The organism is Veillonella parvula, assembly GCF_042850485.1.
GTDB classification, from domain to species: Bacteria; Bacillota; Negativicutes; order Veillonellales; family Veillonellaceae; genus Veillonella; species Veillonella parvula_Q.
Genome location: NZ_AP031417.1, coordinates 56,713 through 77,500, shown reverse-complemented (window position 1 = coordinate 77,500; position 20,788 = coordinate 56,713). Strand labels below are relative to the sequence as shown.

Below are 20,788 nucleotides of genomic sequence, written 5' to 3'. Positions count from 1 at the left end.
TAACCACTGCCGGGTTCCCCCATTCGGAAATCTACGGGTCACAGGTTACTTGCACCTCTCCGTAGCTTATCGCAGCTTACCGCGTCCTTCTTCGGCTGATATCGCCAAGGCATCCACCGTACGCCCTTAAAATCTTTACTTATTTTACGCCATAATTTGCGGCTAACTTCGTTGTGCTGCGTTCGGTTTGTCTTGCGTACATAAGTACGCGGCGACATTCCCTCACTGGCACGCCTCGTTATCCATCAAATTCTGACGAAAATCTATTTTTAGATTTTATTGACATGCATTAGATACATTGTCGTTTTTTGTAGCCGTACATTTTCATGTACGTCACCATTAAGTCAGAGAATTATTTCCTATGTGCTCGGGTCAACCTACTTAGAAATTCTAAGAGATGACCTTACAAATATATATTAATTCTTCTATGCAGTTTTCAAAGAACAAACAATTCATATATTTCGCGTCTATCGTCGTTGCATTCGCTTCACTTGTCTTGCGTAATTACCATTACGCGGCGACGTCGTTCATCTCATGCGCCTAGATAGCCATCGAAATCTATTAAATTGTAAATGGTATTAAACCATCTGAGAGTCTTTACAGATCTCTCAAAACCAAACAATGATAAGTGTGTAAGTACAGCTAGCGCTTATGCTACGTCTACTTACTGGCCAAAGTGTCGACCTAAGTGACATCCAAGCTCTTGGCCTGGTGTATGTCTCCCTAGAAAGGAGGTGATCCAGCCGCACCTTCCGATACGGCTACCTTGTTACGACTTCACCCCAATCATCGACTTTACCTTAGACGGCTGGCTCCCGAAGGTTACCCCACCGGCTTTGGGCACTTCCGACTTTCGTGGTGTGACGGGCGGTGTGTACAAGGCCCGGGAACGTATTCACCGCAGTATGCTGACCTGCGATTACTAGCGATTCCGACTTCACGTAGGCGAGTTGCAGCCTACGATCCGAACTGAGAGAGTGTTTCTCGGGTTTGCTCCATCTCGCGATCTCGCTTCCGTCTATTAACTCCCATTGTAGTACGTGTGTAGCCCAGGTCATAAGGGGCATGATGATTTGACGTCATCCCCGCCTTCCTCCGCATTGTCTGCGGCAGTCTCTCATGAGTCCCCACCCAAAGTGCTGGCAACATAAGATAGGGGTTGCGCTCGTTGCGGGACTTAACCCAACATCTCACGACACGAGCTGACGACAACCGTGCACCACCTGTTTTCTGGCTTCCGAAGAAGAGGAACCATCTCTGGTTCTGTCCATCAATGTCAAGACCTGGTAAGGTTCTTCGCGTTGCGTCGAATTAAACCACATACTCCACCGCTTGTGCGGGCCCCCGTCAATTCCTTTGAGTTTCAACCTTGCGGTCGTACTCCCCAGGCGGGGTACTTATTGCGTTAACTCCGGCACAGAAGGGGTCGATACCTCCTACACCTAGTACCCATCGTTTACGGCCAGGACTACCGGGGTATCTAATCCCGTTCGCTCCCCTGGCTTTCGCGCCTCAGCGTCAGTTTTCGTCCAGAAAGTCGCCTTCGCCACTGGTGTTCTTCCTAATATCTACGCATTTCACCGCTACACTAGGAATTCCACTTTCCTCTCCGATACTCTAGATTGGCAGTTTCCATCCCATCACGGGGTTAAGCCCCGAACTTTTAAGACAGACTGACCTATCCGCCTGCGCGCGCTTTACGCCCAATAATTCCGGACAACGCTTGCCACCTACGTATTACCGCGGCTGCTGGCACGTAGTTAGCCGTGGCTTTCTATTCCGGTACCGTCAATCCTTCTCACTATTCGCAAGAAGGCCTTTCGTCCCGATTAACAGAGCTTTACAACCCGAAGGCCGTCATCACTCACGCGGCGTTGCTCCGTCAGACTTTCGTCCATTGCGGAAGATTCCCCACTGCTGCCTCCCGTAGGAGTCTGGGCCGTGTCTCAGTCCCAATGTGGCCGTTCATCCTCTCAGACCGGCTACTGATCATCGCCTTGGTGGGCCGTTACCCCTCCAACTAGCTAATCAGACGCAATCCCCTCCTTCAGTGATAGCTTACATGTAGAGGCCACCTTTCATCTATCCTCGATGCCGAGATTAGATCGTATGCGGTATTAGCAGTCGTTTCCAACTGTTGTCCCCCTCTGAAGGGCAGGTTGATTACGCGTTACTCACCCGTTCGCCACTAAGATTGATAGAAGCAAGCTTCCGTCGCTCTTCGTTCGACTTGCATGTGTTAAGCACGCCGCCAGCGTTCGTCCTGAGCCAGGATCAAACTCTCCAAGATATCTTGAAGCTATTTGAATAGCTCATTCGTTTTTGTTGTCGCTACTATTAAGTAGCTTTGAATTATGGTTGGTTTTGACTATGTCAAAACCCGCACTCTGGCATATGTTCAATCATTTGATTGATTACCTATCATTGTTCAGTTTTCAAAGATCTGTGCCCCTTCATATGGGGTACTTGAATATAATAACATTTCCATATACTGATGTCAACAAAATTTGGGCAAATTTTACTATAAATTTCAGAAAATTTTTGCCATTATTTTTACACACTTTCACAGCCTAATTTTACAAATTCGAAACTTGAGTTATATCACGTTTCCACACATATCACAGAAGAAGAATTTAAAGCAAAAAAAAAGCCGCAACAAGACTACATATTGCATTCTGTTGCGGCTTCTTGCCTATATAACAGTGTGTTTATAGAATCCCTTATTTGCGTTTCAACACTGTATATTAAAAACTTTTATATATAAGGTATTGCTTCTGCATACCCTATACAACAAAAGTCATACATATAAAGATTTAGTTATATATGTATTGGATAATTAGTTATCTGTTTGAATCGCTTCACGAAGGTTGATTTCGTGCATATCGCCAACAGAAGGTTCTTCTGCAGACATATTTTTCACAGTTTGTTTTGTAGCAAACCAAACTGCTTCGTTCATGTAATAACGCAATTCTTCATTAGATACATGTTCTTGATCTTGAGCCATGATATCAAGCATAGCATCTTCCAATGCTTGTGCTTCTTCATCAGTCAAAGGACCGCCAACGGCCTTTTGTTTTTGAAGCAATTCATTCATGCGATCAACCATGCTGCGCAATACATTGTAACCATAGCTATTTGTGTAACCTTGGTCCTTATCATATTTAGGGAATGTGTAATAGCTATACTCGTTTTTATTACGGTTTTCACCATTCCAGTTCAATGCAGTTTCTTGGCCATGTACATAACCTAAAGAATGTTTACGGAAATAATCAGCATAATTATGCTTATCTTTAGAATGTAACCATTTAGCTTCTTCTTTAGTTAACGCTTGATGATTATTCTTTTTGCTTTCAGCTAAAGCAATATGTTTTTCCGCATTTTCCCATGCTTTCACAAATTCATGGATACTTTGCACCGCCTGAGGGCTAGCCACAGGAACCAATACAACAGAACCTGTTGTAGGCGCTTTAGCCGGATTTGGCAAAAGCAATGGATCATCATATGTAGCAGATGCCGCATTAACATGGAATACGCCACTGCCAAATAATACTGCCGCTGTGAAAGCAAGCAAAGTGGATTTTTTCATTATATATTCCTCTTTTCTATCAACGAATTAAATCGGGTGGGAGGACCCCCAAAAGGGAATCCTCAACCCGTAATGTTCAGTATGAACGTATTATAAACCTAGTCTTGCCATCATTGCAGCAATATTAGCTTTCATTTGTTCATTTTCAGCTTTCAAATCAGCTACTTCACCTTTTAATCCTTGATTTTCAGCTTTCATTGCAGCAAGTTCACGTTGCATTGCATATGTAGAACTGATAGGTCCTTTACGATAACGATCTGCAGTTTCTGCTTCGCCGTCTCTGTTACCTACTTTCCAAGTTACACCAGCATTTGCCATCATATGGCTATTGCTGCCTGCCCAAGCAACACCAGCATGTAACATCATGGATTCATTCTTATAATGAGCCACACCTAATGCCAATGCGGAGTCACCACGGTAGTTACCGTAACCTGCCATGATTTGAGTAGGTTCGTAAGGGTCATAAGCCATAGGTTTCAATGCGGACAACGCGGAGGACATAGCACCAACTTGACGAACTTCATTTACAACATTATTCATGCTATTTGCAACACGATTAAGTTGGGAACCATTAACAGCATCAGTAGAAGTGGAGCTAATTTCGCCTGGTGCCACGTTAGTAATCTTATTACCACCGTTATTCAAACCAGAGCTTGTTAAGGATACGCTGCCACCACCATTATTTTTGATTGTGATACCATTACCGTTTGTCACAGTTGTATGACCGGAGTTATCCATAGTTGTAATGGAATTGATGCCAGTAATATCTTTTGCCAAACGAACATTCAAGCTACCGTTGTTGTCAGAGATAACACCAATATTGTTTGCAGTGGAAAGTTTGCTTTCATCAGTGATGCCACCTTTAACGGTTACTTTTTCACCTAAGTTACGATGGAATGCACCTTTGTCACCTTCAAAGTCCAAGCCAGCTTTCTTAAGGCCGTCGATACCTTTCTTCAAGTCGCCGATGTTTGCACCGTTTGTTAAGCTGCTGCTATTATCAGCGATATTGTTGATATTTTCGCCTGCTGCAAAACCGCTTGCCATATTAACAACTTGATTACCACCATTGTTCAAGCCGTCCTTAGTTAATGTTACTGCACCAGTACCATCTTTAGGGGATCCTTGACCTGCTGGAGGAGTAGTAATTGCAACACCGTTGCTGCTAACAGTAGTAGTTACTTTAGTACTACCCATGCCAGATGTAACAACCACACCATCTGCAGTTGTGCTTGTTCTCTTAGTCTTTTTGTCAGTAGTTACAACACCGTCAACAGTCAACTCAGTGGCCTTAGTTGGATTATCTACAAGTACACCTTTAGCTGTTGTTTGAGTTGTATTATTTTGACTATCAGATACTTTCACATTATCTGCAGTAAGAGTAGTCTTATTACCAAATGTATCAGTGCTTGTAACACCTCTACCGTTTGTTAAAGTGGAGTGTTGTTGATCGTCTGTAGTTGTAGTTACACTACGTAAGTTCAAGTCTTTTTTGATATCTACAGTGTATGTTTTGGACTTATCCGCATTTGTTGTAGATGTTACAGTTGTATTGCCGCTATCGCCAGCTTTCACTGTTGTAGTTGCTGCCGCCATGCTGCTCTTCAACTGTTGAACGTTAACTGCATCTGTATCATTTACACCAGCTGCCACGTTAGTAATCTTTTGATTATTTGCGTTTAAGCCTTCGTTAGAAATGTATGTTTTACCGCCTACAGATACGCCCTTATCATCAAGAACAACTTGTTTATTTGGATCAGAACCAACAGTTACGGAATCAAGACCTTTAAGGTTCTTAGCGAGTTTAACGTTCAAGTTGCCGTTTTCATTGACTACACCGATATTACCATTTGAAAGTTTAGAAGCATCAGTTTCGCCACCAGTAATATTCAATGTATCGCCAAGATCTTTATGAATCTTATCTCCAGAGTCGCCTTTGAAGTTCAAGCCTTTCTTAGTCAAGTCTTCAGTATTTTTATCAATTTTGTTATCTACAACTTTCAATTGATCTTCTGTTGCAGCTTGACCGTTAGTGATCTTATTAGGATCCCAAGTTCTGTTAGTCAAATCGTTAACAGTACCAGAACCACCGTTGATAGTTACCTTGCCGGAGTTGATTGTACCGTTTGTACCATTGATACTTACAGCATTAGCACCTTCGCCGGCTCTAATGATACCTGTTGTACCATCGAAATGAACTGATGTGCTACCGGAGCCCAATGTCACTGTGTCTTTCAAGTTTACAGTATATGTTTTAGCTTTTGTAATAAGATCTTCATCTTCCTTGACATCGATATTCTTACCAGATTTTACTTTAGTATCGGACGCAGCTTTTACTTCGTTCAATTGTTTAAGGTTAACAGCATCGCTATCTTCTGTACCAGCTTTAACATTTTTGATTTGTGTATTGTTTGCATTGAAGCCGTTGTTTGTAACAAATGTATTACCACCAATTGTCAAACCATTGTTGTTGATAGTTGTTTGACCAGTTGTTACGCTATTCAAGCCTGTTAAATCTTTTGCAAGTTTAACATTCAACTTACCGTTTTCGGATACAACACCGATATTGTTGTCAGACAATTTAGCTTTATCAGTAATGCCACCTACAACATCTAAAGTTTGACCAAGATCTTTATGGATTACTTCGCCAGAATCAGCTTGGAAGTTCAAGCCCTTCTTAGTCAAGTCTTCAGTGTTCTTATCGATTTTGCTATCTACAACTTTCAATTGATCTTCTGTTGCAGCTTGACCACTTGTGATGTGTGCAGGATCCCAAGAAATGTTAGTCAAGTTGTTTACAGTACCGTTTGCACCGTTAACAAGAACTTTACCAGCATTGATGTTACCTGTTACGCCATCGATTGCTACTTTACCAGCGTTGATTGTGCTGTTTACACCATTGATAGTTACTGCGTTCGCACCGTTACCAGCTTTCACGATACCAGTTGTACCGTCGATGTTAACAGCTGTGTTACCGGAACCCAATGTTACAGTGTCTTTCAATGCAACTGTGTAAGTTTTAGCTTTTGTAGTTGGATCTACAGCTTCATCAACGTCGATGTTTTTGCTACCTTTTACTTTTGTATTAGATGCAGCTTTTACATCGTTCAATTGTTTAACATTTACAGCATCGTTATCTTCTACGCCAGCTGTTACGTTTTTGATTTGCGTATTGTTAGCGTTGAAGCCATTAGCTGTAACGAATTGTTTGTTGTTGATTGTCAAACCATCGTTGTTGATAGTTGTTTGACCAGTTGTTACGCTGTTCAAGCCTGTTAAATCTTTTGCAAGTTTAACATTCAACTTACCGTTTTCGGATACAACACCGATGTTGCCGTCAGACAATTTAGCTTTATCAGTAATGCCACCTACAACATCCAATGTTTGACCAAGGTCTTTATGAATTAAATCACCAGAGTCAGCTTGGAAGTTCAAGCCTTTCTTACTGTTGTCTGTAACTTTTTGATCTACAGATTTCAATTGGTCTTCTGTTGCAGCTTGACCATTTGTGATGTTTGCAGGATCCCAAGTTCTGTTTGTCAAGTTGTTTACAGTACCGTTTGCACCATTAACTAGAACTTTACCGGAAGTGATATTACCAATTGCACCATCAATTGCAACTTTACCAGCATTGATTGTGCTGTTTACGCCGTTAATAGTTACTGCGTTAGCGCCGTCACCAGCTTTTACGATACCTTTTGTACCGTCGATGTTGACTGCATTATTACCGGAACCTAATGTTACAGTGTCTTTCAATGCAACTGTGTAAGTTTTAGCTTTTGTTACATTATCTACAGTTTCATCAACATTGATGTTTTTGCTACCTTCTACTTTTGTATTAGATGCAGCTTTTACATCGTTCAATTGTTTAACATTTACAGCATCGTTGTCTTCTACACCAGCAGTTACATTTTTGATTTGTGTATTGTTAGCATTGAAGCCATTTGCTGTAACGAATTGTTTGTTGTTAATTGCCAAACCATCGTTGTTGATAGTTGTTTGACCAGTTGTTACGCTGTTCAAGCCTGTTAAGTCTTTTGCAAGTTTAACATTCAACTTACCATTTTCGGATACCACACCGATATTGTTGTCAGACAATTTAGATTTTTCAGTAATGCCACCTACAACATCTAATGTTTGACCAAGATCTTTATGAATTAATTCGCCAGAATCAGCTTGGAAGTTCAAGCCTTTCTTAGTCAAGTCAGTGCTGTTGTCAGTGATTTTCTTATCAACAATTTTCAATTGGTCTTCTGTTGCAGCTTGACCGCTTGTGAAGTTTTTGCCATCCCAAGTAATGTTTGTCAAGTTGTTTACAGTACCAGCAGCACCGTTGACAGTCACTTTACCAGAGTTGATAGTGCCATTTGTACCATTGATAGTCACAGCATTAGCACCGTCACCAGCTTTTACGATACCTGTAGTACCGTTGATGTTAATTGCTTTATCGCCGGAACCTAAAGTTACATTGTCTTTCAATGCTACTTTATAAGTTTTAGCGTGTGTATTAGGGTCTACTGTGGAATCAACATTGATGTTTTCGCTACCTTCTACTGTAGTGTTAGACGCATTTTTAACTTCGTTCAATTGATTCAAGTTAACTGCATCATTACCATCAGTACCAGCTTTTACGTTTTTGATTTGTGTGTTGTTAGCATCAAAACCGTTAGCTGTAACGAATTTATTACCACCAATTGTTAAACCTTCGTTATTAATTGTTGTAGCACCAGTTGTTACACTTGTTAAGCCAGTCAACTCTTTAGCAAGTTTAACATTCAACTTACCGTTTTCAGATACCACGCCGATGTTATTGTCAGACAATTTAGCTTTATCGGAAGTACCACCTACAACATCTAATGTTTCGCCAAGATCTTTATGAATGCTTGTAGCGTCATCGCCTTTGAAGTTCAAGCCCTTCTTAGTCAAGTTACTACCATTGTCAGTAATTTTCTTATCAACAACTTTCAATTGATCTTCTGTTGCAGCTTGACCGCTTGTGATATGGTCAGCATCCCAAGTGATATTTGTTAAGTTGTTTACAGTACCTTTAGCACCGTTAACAAGAACTTTACCGGAATTGATATTGCCTGTTACACCGTCAATCGCTACGTTACCAGCATTAATTGTGCTGTTTGTACCGTTGATAGTCACAGCATTGTTGCCTTCGCCGGCTTTCACAATACCTTTTGTGCCGTCGATATTAACAGCAGTATTGCCGGAACCCAATGTTACTGTGTCTTGTAAACCAACTGTATAAGTCTTAGCTTTAGTAAGTGGATCTTCAGAATCAGTTACATTGATGTTTTTACCTGCTTTTACAACAGTTTTAGCTGCAGCTGCGTTATTAGATACTTCTTTCAACTGTTTAAGGTTAACTGCATGGTTATCCTCTGTACCAGCTTTCACGTTTGTGATTTGAGTATCGTTAGCATTGAAGCCGTTGCTTGTAACAAATGTGTTACCACCGATTGTCAAGCCATTGTTGTTAATAGTTGTAGCACCAGTTGTTACACTGTTCAAACCTGTCAAATCTTTAGCAAGTTTAACATTCAATACGCCGTTGTTATTAACTACGCCGATGTTATTTTCTGAAAGTTTAGATGCGTCAGCTTGACCGCCAGAGATTTTCAATGTTTGGCCAAGGTCTTTATGAATTGCAGTACCTGTATCGCCTTGGAAGTTCAAGCCTTTTTCTACGATTTCAGTTTTTGTAGTATCAATTTTATTGTCTACTACTTTCAATTGATCTTCTGTCGCAGCTTGACCATTAGTAATAGCTTTAGGGTTCCAAGTTCTGTTAGTCAATTCGTTAACAGTACCTGTAGTACCATTGATAGTCACTTTACCGGAGTTGATAGTACCATTTGTGCCATTGATAGTTACAGCATTAGCACCGTCGCCAGCTTTAACGATACCTGTTGTACCGTTAATATTGATAGCTGTATTACCAGAGCCTAATGTTACGTCATCTTTCAAGCCTACAGTATACGTTTTAGCTTTAGTTACATTATCGATGCTTTCATCAACTTTAATGTTTTTGCCTTCAGCTACTTTCGTATTAGCTGCAGATGCACTGTTGGATACTTCTTTCAATTGTGCCAAGTTTACTGCATCGCTGTCGATTGTACCACGAGCAACGTTAGTAATCTTGTTACCACCATTATCTAAACCGGATTTAGTAAGAGATACGGATGCATTATTTGTAGCACCGTTGCTGATAGTTACACCGTTAGAAGTAACTTTTGTATCGCCTACAGTTACGCTATTCAAACCTTTAAGGTCTTTTGCCAAACGAACTTTCAAATCGTTAGAACCATCGGATACAACACCGATATTGTCTTCTGCAGTCAATTTAGAAGCTTCTGTAATGCCACCTTTAACGTTAACTTGTTCACCAAGTTTCTTATTGATTACGTTACCAGAGTCAGCACCGAATTTCATGCCTTTATTGATCAATTCTTCTTTAGTCTTGAACAATTGGCTACCGTTGATAGCATCTTTAGATGTAGCTGTTACAGCGCCGTCTTTTACATTTGTAATTGTAGTGCCGTCAGCACCTTCCAATGTTACCTTGGTCTTATCAACAACACCGTTATTGATGTCATATTTAACAGCACGATCTGTCAATTTATCTACAGAAGTCTTGGATGCAATGTTATTGATTGTAACTTGTTCTTTAACGCCTGCATGGTTTTTATCCTCTACAGTCAAGGATACTTCACCATTGTCGTTTACCTTATAGGAACCGTCAGCGCTGGAGTTTCTTACAAGACGATAGTCAGTTGCACTGCTACCTTGTTGAGTAATTTGTTCACTAACTTTTTTCAACTGATCTTCAGTCGCAGCACGACCGGATACGATAGATGTGGAATCCCAGTTTTTATTGCTCAAGTTAGTTACATAATTACCAGTTTCGCTTGCATGTTTCGTATTTTGAACAGTTTGAGCACCCATTACAACAGCGCCAGCAGTCACTCTGCCTGCAGTACCATCAAGAACTACTTGATTGTTACCGCTACCCAATGTCACTTTGTTGTTCAAACGAAGATCATATTTAGCACCTTCAGTGCTTGTAGCAGGAGTCGTTGTCAATTTAAGGTTATCATCGGAAACAGTTACTTTTGAATGTTTGCCTGCTTCGATTTTTACATCATGCAATTGGCTGCCATTTACAGCATCTGTAGAAGTAGAGGATACTTCGCCAGCTTTCAAGTTAGTAATTGTAGTACCGCCTTGGCCTTCCAAAGTAACCTTGTTTTTATTAACAGTTGCACCATTAAGATCATATTTAACAGCACGTTCTGTCAATTTATCCAATTCAGTTTTGGATGCGATATTGTTGATTGTTACCGTATTAGCAGGGTTGTTAGGATGAGCTTCATCTTTAACTTTTAAATCAACTTTGTTGTTTTCTACAGAGTAAGAACCATCTACAGAATTTGTATTGTTAATCAAACGGTAATCTGTTTTCGCTGCATTAGTAGTCTTGATTTCATCAGACACTTTTTTCAACTGATCTTCAGTTGCTGCACGACCAGATGTGATTGTAGGGTTTTGAACATTCCATTCTTTATTGTCCAAACCAGTTACATAGTTTTTATTGTCGCTATGTTTACCTACACGAACAGAACCTGCAGTTACGCTGTTCAAACCTGTTAGGTCTTTTGCCAAATTAACATTAAGGTTGCCGTCTTTAGCTACAACACCGATGTTGTTGTCAGATAAAGCACCTGTAGCGCCACCAGTAATACCTAAAGTATCGCCAAGTTGTTTATTGATTTTAACATTGTTATCGCCTTGGAAGCTCAAGCCTTTAGCGATTTTGTTAGTGTTATTTGTGATATTAGTAGTATTAATATCTTGTTGCTCTTTAGAAGCAAGGTTCGTCAACTTAACTTGTTTAGGGTTGGAACCGTCAGCATCCGCAACAGTCAATGTCATGCTACCGTCAGCAGCTACTTTATATTCGCCGTTGCTGCCTGCTGCAGGGTTTGCAATCAAGCGGTAGTCAGTTTTGGAAAGACCGTTAGAGATTTTAGAGATATCAACATCGAATGTTTGATTGTCATTACGTGTCAATGTCAATCTCTTACCGTCATTGGATACTGTACCGGATGTAACATAAGTATTTTTCAAACCTGTTACTTCAGCAGTCAAACCGTTTGTACCGGTCATGTTAATCTTGCCATTACCGTTTGCTTCATAAGTAGCAGCACCACGTTGTAAGTATTTATCGTATTTAGCCGCAATACGAGAGATATCACCGATATTAGCCGCATTTGTTAATGTATCGCCACCGGATTGTACATTGGTGATTTGATTACCGCCAGCATTGATACCTCTTGTGCTCATGGATACATTACCTGTTGTAACGGAGTTGAATCTTGCGTCATCAACAGTTGCAACCGTAACATTATCTCCGGAGCCTTGTAATGCAATATTTTTACCAGCTTTAAAGTTAACTGTACGATTAGGCGCTTTTACATCTTTTACCTTTCTACCGTCAACTTGAAGTTCCCAACCTTGGTTTGCGGATTTAATTGCTTCATGAATAGTGTTTTTACCTGTATCACCAATATTAGTCATGGTGATAGTACCGTTTTGGTCAACCTGAGCATTACCGCCTAAGATATTCGTAGTGCTGTTAGCTACATTGCCCACTGCATTAGCAACACCATATAATTGGCTACCATTAATAGCATCTGTAGATTGTGCATTCACACGACCAGCAGCTACGTTAGTGATTGTACGTTTTGTAGAATTGTTACCAACGCTAACTGTGGAATCAGCAGTACCACCGGCATAGTTATATTTCAAGCCGTTAATAGTTTCACTAGCAGTGCTCACAGGGGCCGCTGTTTCAGATTTAGCACCTAACGCAACGCCACGAACGTTATTTACTGTCGCATTGCTACCAAGAGCTAAACCTTCGTTTGCTTGTACACTTGCTTCGCTACCGATTGCTACCGCATCAGTTACTTCTTTTTTCGCTTTAAGTTGAGTGATTAATTGATCGTTATCTTTATAAACGCTACTATCACGTACACGTTCTAATGTACCAGCTTGAGCGCTTACGCCCAATGCGATGGAGCGGGAACCAGTTGCTTGTGCATCATCACCGATAGCCACAACATTTTTCTTATCCCCATCTTGAGTGCTCAAAGCACTGGCTTCACGACCCATAGCAATAGAGCCATAACCTTCAGAATGAGCATTGTTACCGATAGCTGTGGAACGTTCACCTAATGCCCATGCTGCATTACCTGCCGCCACAGAAGATCCGCCCAATGCATAAGTATCGTTACCAAGAGCCACACCGGAACCGCCATGAGCACGTGCGGAGTTACCTACAGCAACGGAGTTATTTACTTTATAATTTGGGTCATTTTTAATACCAGATTCAGCATTGTTACCAATAGCAATGCCGTCTTTCGCACGAGTTTGCGCATTGTTACCAAGAGCAACCGCATTATCACGATAATGTGCTGCACCGTTACCGATAGCTACACCTTGAATGCCTTGAGATGTAGCACGATTACCGATGGCTACGCCTCTTGCATAAGCTTCACCTTTATAATTTGAGCCAGAAGCAACATTAGCACCTGTACCCATAGCAACACTATCTTCAGTATTTGATTTAGCACCTTGACCGATAGCAATAGAACGAGCTGCATTAGCTTGGGTATTAGTAGTTCCGTCATATGCTGTATACGGTGTGCCTTTATCATCATATTTAGGAGTTGGATTTGCAGAACCGATAGCAATAGATTGATCACCTGTTGCTAATGCGGAATGACCCATAGCCAAGCTGGCTTTACCTTGTGCAGATGCTGCTGTACCAATAGCCGCCGCATATTGTTCGCCTGCATAGGCTTGACGCATCATAGCCAAGGAGTTAAAACCCTTTGCCTTTGAAGCCGAACCGACAGCAATAGCACCGATTTGTTCAGATTGAGCATAATGGCCTAAACCGATACCCAACGCACGAGATTGTGAATAGTCACCGATAGAAATACCGGATACGGAGCCATCATTAGCACGTGCATTCGCATTGTTACCGATTTGGATACCGAACACCTTATTATTGGTATATAAATATCCTCCTCCTGGATTCCCTGGTGTTTTGTAATCATACATCTGAATATAAGGAGAATTTTGACCAGGATATAAATACGTAAACCCGCCATCATTATGTCCTTCACCAGGAGCCAAAGAAAGGCCTCTGTTAGGTGCCGCATCAACACCCGAAATTAACCCACTACCGCAGGTCAAAACCATAGCCGCCAAGCCAACTTTTACCGAAGCTTTTGCGGAATTACTAACAAAGCTTTTGGAGCCACGAGTATGGCTTTTTGCAATTTCAGATACAACGACATATGCGCCTCGTACCTGACTCCAAATTACCCTATAAATACGATTCATTTAGTAGTACCTACCTTTCACACAGTTTTATAAGGGATTCTAAAACCAACACTAAAACACTAAAAATAATAAAATTTTCATCAAAAATTTAATTACTATACATATAAAATATCAGATTAGTTTATGAATGTAAATATATTTTTTTCATATTTCGCTCATTTATTTTTATAACTTTAAACTTCTTTTAAAAATTGATTTTCTTACTCATTTAAATATATTTTCAATCATAAAAACCCTTACAAAAATGGGCCAAACAACACTTATAATCTAAAGCTAATGATTTTATAGTAAATTAATCACATTTATAATTTTCGATTAAAATTATATGTTCTGTATTATACACTATTATGAAAAGTTTGTGAAGTCAAACACAAAAAAAGAACGAAAGTCCTTTTACAGTAGACTTTCGTTCTTTCATTTTATATACCATATAGGGTTAAAATCATCTAATTTTCATGGGTATTTTCTGGTACATCAACTCGCTTTTTATCACATGAATGTAAGATGAAACATATATGAATTACATGCCCAAACGACTCATAATAAGAGCCAATTGTCGCTTAGTTTCTTCGTTATCTTTCTGTAGACGAAGATTATCTTCTTTTAATACCGCATAGTCTGCAGTTAATTTTTCATCCTGCGCTTTCATGCGTGCATTTTCAGCTTTCAAAGCAGTCATTTCATCCTGCATTACGTACATAGAACTGATAGGACCGCCTTTGTAACGTTCAGGAACTGCTTTCTTCGCATCGGAAGCACCGAATTTACGAGTTACACCAGCATTTACCATGTTATGGTGGCTACCAACAGATACGCCTACATGGAACATTGTATCTTCTGCTGTGTAATGTGCAACGCCAAGAGCTGCCGCAGTTTCACCTCTGTAATTACCGATACCAGCCATTACTTGAGTTGGTTCCAATGGATCATATTGAATAGGTTTCAATGCAGACATAGCCGCCGCATGTGCGCCTACACGTTGTGTTTCGCCCGCTACGGAGTTAATAGCATTAGCTAACCCATCTGTAGCACCTTTCAATTGATTTACGTTAACTGCATCAGTGCCGTTTACACCAGGGCCTACATTGGTAATTGTATTACCGCCATTGTTGAGGCCATCTTTAGTAAGACTTACAGCATTACCGCTAGCAGGTGTAATTGTTACACCGCCACCGTTCATAACTGTAGTATTACCTGCAGCATCCTTAGTGGTTACTGTTTCAAGGCCTTTCAAGTCTTTCGCCATACGAACCTTCAGGTTACCAGTTCCATCAGATACGACACCTAAATTATCCTCTGTAGTCAACTTGTTAGCATCAGTAATGCCACCCACTACATTAACTTGTTCGTTAAGCTTTTTCTTGATTACGGAACCGCTATCGCCACCATATTTCATACCATCGTCTTTAGTTGCCACTTGATGTGTCTTACCGTTTTCGTCTTGGTACTTAATACGAGTGATTGCATTACCGTCTAAGTCTGGATCACCTTTATCAACGGTAATATCCGCATTACGGCCGTCTTTACCAGTTAAACCGATATGACCAACACCGTCTTTACCGGACATGGATACAGCGTCTTTACCGTCTTTGCCTGTGATACCTACTTTACCGTCTGTACCGTCAACACCATTAGGACCAGTAATAGATACGCCATCTTGACCGTTTTTACCAACTTTTACCTTATCAGTAGTTACGCTGTCAGCTTTGAGGTCTTTATCCATCATAACCTCTATATTTCCATCCGCATTAATTTTTGTTTTAATGTTTTCAGAAGAGTAATTAGTATCAGCCTTATCGCCTGTACCCACAACGGATACAGTTTCACCTAAATTTTTATGAACTGGATTACCGCTATTGGCACCAAAGTTCAAACCTTTTTTCGTGATTTTATCACCTAGGTTATTAATCTTGTTATCCAATGATTTATGAGATTTTTGCAATTGATCTTCTGTAGCAGCACGACCGCTTGTGATGTTGTCAGGATCCCAATCTTTGTTTTCTAGACCTGTCACATAACCGTCTTTACCATCAACAGATACTTTGCCTGCCGCAATCTTACCGTCTTTACCATCGATAGTTACCTTGTCGCCAGCTTTAATGGTACCGTTTTCACCGTCAATTGTTACATTACCAGCTTTAATCGTACCTTTATTGCCATTGATTGTAACTTTATCGCCAGCCTTGATAGTACCTGTAGTACCATCCATTGCGATTTGCTTCGTAGCATCAGAGCCCAATGTTATTGTATCTTTTAGTTTCACTTCGTAATTTGTACCACTACCCGCTTTACTTGATGAAACTACTTCAATATTATTACTGCCGCTTACAGTTGTCTTTGCACCAGATATAGCACTATCTAATTGATTTTTATTAACTGCATCTGTGCCGTTCACACCAGGTCCTACATTGGTAATCGTATTACCGCCGTTGTTTAAACCATCTTTTGTGAGGCTTACCTTATTACCGCCAGCAGGATTAATTGTCATACCATCACCGTTGATAACAGTTTTATTGCCGCCATTTGTGAAAGTTGTGGATGTTAATCCTTGTAATTCTTTCGCCAATTTTACATTTAATGTACCATTACTTTCAGATACAACGCCAATATTATTGTCGGATAACTTAGCTGCATCAGCACCACCTTTGATAGTTACGGTATCACCTAATTTTCTGTTGCTTACAGCACCAGTATCACCAACGAAATTCAAACCCTTATCAAGAGTCGTATTAATATTCACGATATCCTCTGCATTTTTCGCAATATTTTGCTTATTATCGGCGATGTCCTGCTTGTTCTTATTGATATCATTCTTATTATTAGCTATATTTCCGGCATTTTTATCAATAGCAGATTTATTCGTGTTAACTTTATCGTTAACCTTCTTCAATTGATCTTCAGTAGCGCCACGACCAGATACAGCTACAGGATGATCTACATCCCAGTCCGTATTGGTAAGACCTGTTACATGACCGGTAGTACCGTCTACAGTTACAGGATGTGCTGATGTCGTACCACCTACAGTAATCTTATCACCTAAGCCGACAGTATATTCCTTACCCCCTGCCGCATTTGTACCTTCTGTTACGGTTACATTCGTATCCTTTGCTTTTACACTAGATGCCTTTACAGTACCGCCGATAGCCTTTTGTAATTGGCTGTAGTTAACCGCATCATTAGGATTGCTACCGTCCGCCACGTTGGTAATCTTTTGATTGTTCGCATTGATACCGTTCGGCGTTACATAAGTCTTACCGTCTACAGTTAAGCCACCATTATTGATCGTTGTATTTCCGGCTGTAACACTGTCCAAACCTGTCAATGTTTTAGCTAGTTTCACATTCAACGTATCCGATCCATTAGATACAACACCAATATTGTTATCAGACAATTTTGTCGGATCAGTCACCCCACCGACAATATTCGTCTGTTCACCAAGTTTACGAGTAAATTGATTAGCTGTAGCCGATGCAGATTTCACATCACCGGCATATGCCACACCCTTATCCATCTCTGAAGTAACAGCATGCAATTGACTACCATTGATAGCATCCGTAGAAGTAGCGGAAATACGACCTGCTGCTACATTAGTAACGGTCCGTTCCATGCCTGTCTTGCCTACACTTACGGTAGATGCTGGGTTAATACCTGCAAAGTTATGTACAGTTCCATTTATAGTTGCAGAAGGTGTCGCCACAGCTGCTGCCGTTTCAGAACCCGTACCCAACGCTACAGCACCTTCATTATCTACCTTTGTATTATTACCAAGAGCCACAGCATTTTTCGCTGTTATGGAAGCATTGTTTCCAAGAACCATAGCCCCATCAGCGGAAACATTGGAATTACTACCTACTGCATAAGAATTATCAGCCGTAATACTGTTCTTATAGCCGAACGCACCAGACATATTACCCTTAACAGTACCGGCAGTAACGGTTGTAATTTTATCCTGATCGGCACCTGCACCACTGCCGTTTGCTTCTGTCGTGGTCACAACGGTAGCGGAACCGATGGTATTTCCTGCACCGATAGCATACGCCTGATTGCCGTAAATCGTATTCTTAGAACCAACAGCAGCGGATTCTTTCCCGGATTTAGAGCCGTCTTTCATATCTAAACCGACCTGATTTGTATCACCGATAGAGGATGAACGATCACCGTAAGCACCAACTTGCGTACCGAGAGCAAGAGAATTTGTTCCCCAGCTACGTGCCATGATACCGATACCTGTACTCGCTACGCCTTTAGTCAAAGAGTTGATACCGATTGCTGTAGAACCTGTACCATAAGCTTCGCTCAATGTACCAATAGCCGTAGTTGCATCACCGATAGCCGCCGTATTTGCATATTTACCCTTTACATTGATAGCTGCCGAACCAAGAGTACCAGCGAATTTATCTTCAATTTCCTTGTTAAAGCTTTTCTTAATACCGTTTCCTGCGGCCAATTGAGGCACAGCTGTTTCTAATTCAGTACGAGCCATATCGATATCATCACCACCGATGGCAACAGATGAATTACCGATAGCTCTTGTATCTGCACCCAGTGCAAGAGACTGTGTGCCATAAGTTTTCGCAGTGCTACCAATAGCTACACCTTGAGCATATTTAGGATTAACAGTACCACCATCATTCTTAATTTTTACATTTGTTTCCGCAGATGCACCGATAGCCACATCACCACGAGCACCGTAAGAAGCGGCATCTGCCCCCATAACAACAGCGCCAGATCCAGGATTTCCATGTTCCGTAGAAACAATACTCTTTGCGGAACGACCGATAACAACATCCCCGTTTTCCAACGCTTGTGCACCTTGACCGATAGCCACCGTACTTGTCGGAATATTTGTTCCTACAGTACTTTCACCGGTTGCCTTTGCACCTGTACCGATAGCAATAGAATTAGTACCTGTTGACTTTGCTGTTTCACCTATAGCAATGGAGGAAGCGCCACTAGCGACACTGTCCCAACCCATAGCCGCTGCATTAGTTGCATCAGCTGTAGAGTTAGCACCAATAGCACGGGCACCTTGTGCTAATGCTTTTGCACCATTACCGATGGCTACGCCCCACTCACCACGAGATTGAGAGCCGTTACCCATAGCAACAGCACCACCTTTAGACGCCTTTGCATTATTACCAAACGCCATGGAGGAACCACCATAAGCACGTGCGTTAGAGCCAAAAGCCTGATCATTATCAAGGCCTATCAATTGATTAGCTTCATCAAATCCGGCACGTGCATTATTACCAAGGGCAAAGCCGTTCGTGGATTGTACGCGTGCTTCATTACCGATAGCTACGCCGTTATTAGCAATTGTGCGCGCATTACGACCGATAGCTACAGCTTGCGCACCTTGACCGATAGTGCTTGTACCAATAGCAATTGTATTGATATCCTTAGTTGTCGCATCATGGCCGATGGCAATACCACCGCTCTTGTCTGTAATACCTGGTGTTGCTGTAGCAGGGTTAACACTTACTGTAGCACCATGACCGATAGCGATACCGTTTTGGCTTTCAGATTCGGATGGATCATTTTTACCAACAGTAGCGTCTGTACCCATAGCCACACTATAGTCACCGCGAGCATTTGTTCTTTCACCAATGGCAATACCACCGTCGTTTTCAGCTGTCGCACCAGTACCTCTTGTAATTGGTGCCCCCAAGACATCCGTAGGCATCATAACGCCTGTCAACATAACGGCAACAGCTGTAGCACCTACCATTTTAGAAAATACAACCGACAAAGAGGAACGTTTCGTCATGTTCTTTGCTGTTTCTGCCACAACAACATAACAACCCTTTGTGCGATTCCAAATCACTTTAAATACTCGATTCATTAATCTTTCTCCTTTAAAGCAAACTAACTATATCCACTTACATAAAAATCTTAGAAATAAATCGATAATCAATGAGAATATATCGATATTTTTAAAAATATACTACTAAAATACCACATATTTCTGGAAAAGTAAAATTTTTTTCATTTTATTTTCATGAAATTATACGTTTAGATTATCAATTATTTCGATATATAAAAAAATATCGAGGTACTACCACTAGGACAGTCCTCGATATTCTTATTCATTCTATTAAATTATTTTATTGGATTGTTGGTGCATTAATCGCTTTGCGAAGGTCTACTGTAGGAAGTTCATCCAAAGTAGGAGCCATTTTTTCGTCCACAGGTTTCACGCGATTATTGCCGTCTTTCATGGCTTCGTTCAAGCTGAAGATAACCATTTCGTTCATGTAGAAACGCAATTCATCATCATGTACATTGGCTGTATTGCGATCCAAGATATCGATGATTTGTTGCGCATAGTCCAATTTAGCGTCTTCAGATACAGTCGCATGTTCTGTAAAGAACTGTTTGTAATCGTTGTACAAACGGTCCAACGCTAAACGACCATAGCTATCATTTTTATAACGATGGCTCACGATGTACCAGCTGCGGCGAACGTTCATGTAGTACAACACATTGTTACGGTAACGCTCTTGACCAGTCATAATGCGGGAATCATCCATGATACGTTTGCCCTTTTGGTCCAATTGGAATTGTGTGAAAGCATTAACAACGTCGCGAACTTCTTCGCTAGGTACAGGAACCGCAACTTCCGCTTCAATCACGTTTAATGGTTCAGCCGGTTGTTCTGGCATCATCAATCGATCTTGATCCGCATCTGCTTGACCTACCGCACACACACAAGCCAGTGCCAATACAGGCATAAATGTTTTGAATTTCATACTTCCTCCTTATGATGAGCCGCCCTAGAAG

4 protein-coding genes and 2 rRNA genes (1 of these 6 cut by a window edge) are annotated in these 20,788 nt (G+C 41.0%); all 6 read right to left on the bottom strand.

Translation table 11 applies throughout. From position 1 onward, the window contains the following. A 23S ribosomal RNA gene (locus tag ACGHIY_RS00215) occupies positions 1–140 on the bottom strand; it reaches 2,795 nt to the left of the window's first position. 587 nt (positions 141–727) lie between these two features. Continuing rightward, a 16S ribosomal RNA gene (locus ACGHIY_RS00210) occupies positions 728–2,290 on the bottom strand. The 16S and 23S rRNA genes sit together here, the layout of an rRNA operon. Before the next feature lie 546 nt (positions 2,291–2,836). Then, the gene (locus tag ACGHIY_RS00205; protein WP_004692888.1) at positions 2,837–3,586 is read right to left on the bottom strand and encodes a hypothetical protein; all 750 of its coding nucleotides are present in this window, start codon (positions 3,584–3,586) and stop codon (positions 2,837–2,839) included. A 90-nt stretch (positions 3,587–3,676) separates the two neighbouring features. After that, on the bottom strand, positions 3,677–14,008 hold the full coding sequence (locus ACGHIY_RS00200; protein ID WP_390525537.1) for an ESPR-type extended signal peptide-containing protein: 10,332 nt from the start codon (positions 14,006–14,008) through the stop codon (positions 3,677–3,679). A 520-nt stretch (positions 14,009–14,528) separates the two neighbouring features. Continuing rightward, positions 14,529–19,850 carry an ESPR-type extended signal peptide-containing protein gene (locus ACGHIY_RS00195; RefSeq protein ID WP_390525536.1) on the bottom strand — a complete coding sequence of 1,774 codons (5,322 nt, stop codon included), beginning with the start codon at positions 19,848–19,850 and terminating at the stop codon, positions 14,529–14,531. Between the two features lie 262 nt (positions 19,851–20,112). Then, on the bottom strand, positions 20,113–20,757 hold the full coding sequence (locus tag ACGHIY_RS00190) for a hypothetical protein (RefSeq protein WP_390525535.1): 645 nt from the start codon (positions 20,755–20,757) through the stop codon (positions 20,113–20,115). Between the last annotated feature and the right edge of the window lie 31 nt (positions 20,758–20,788).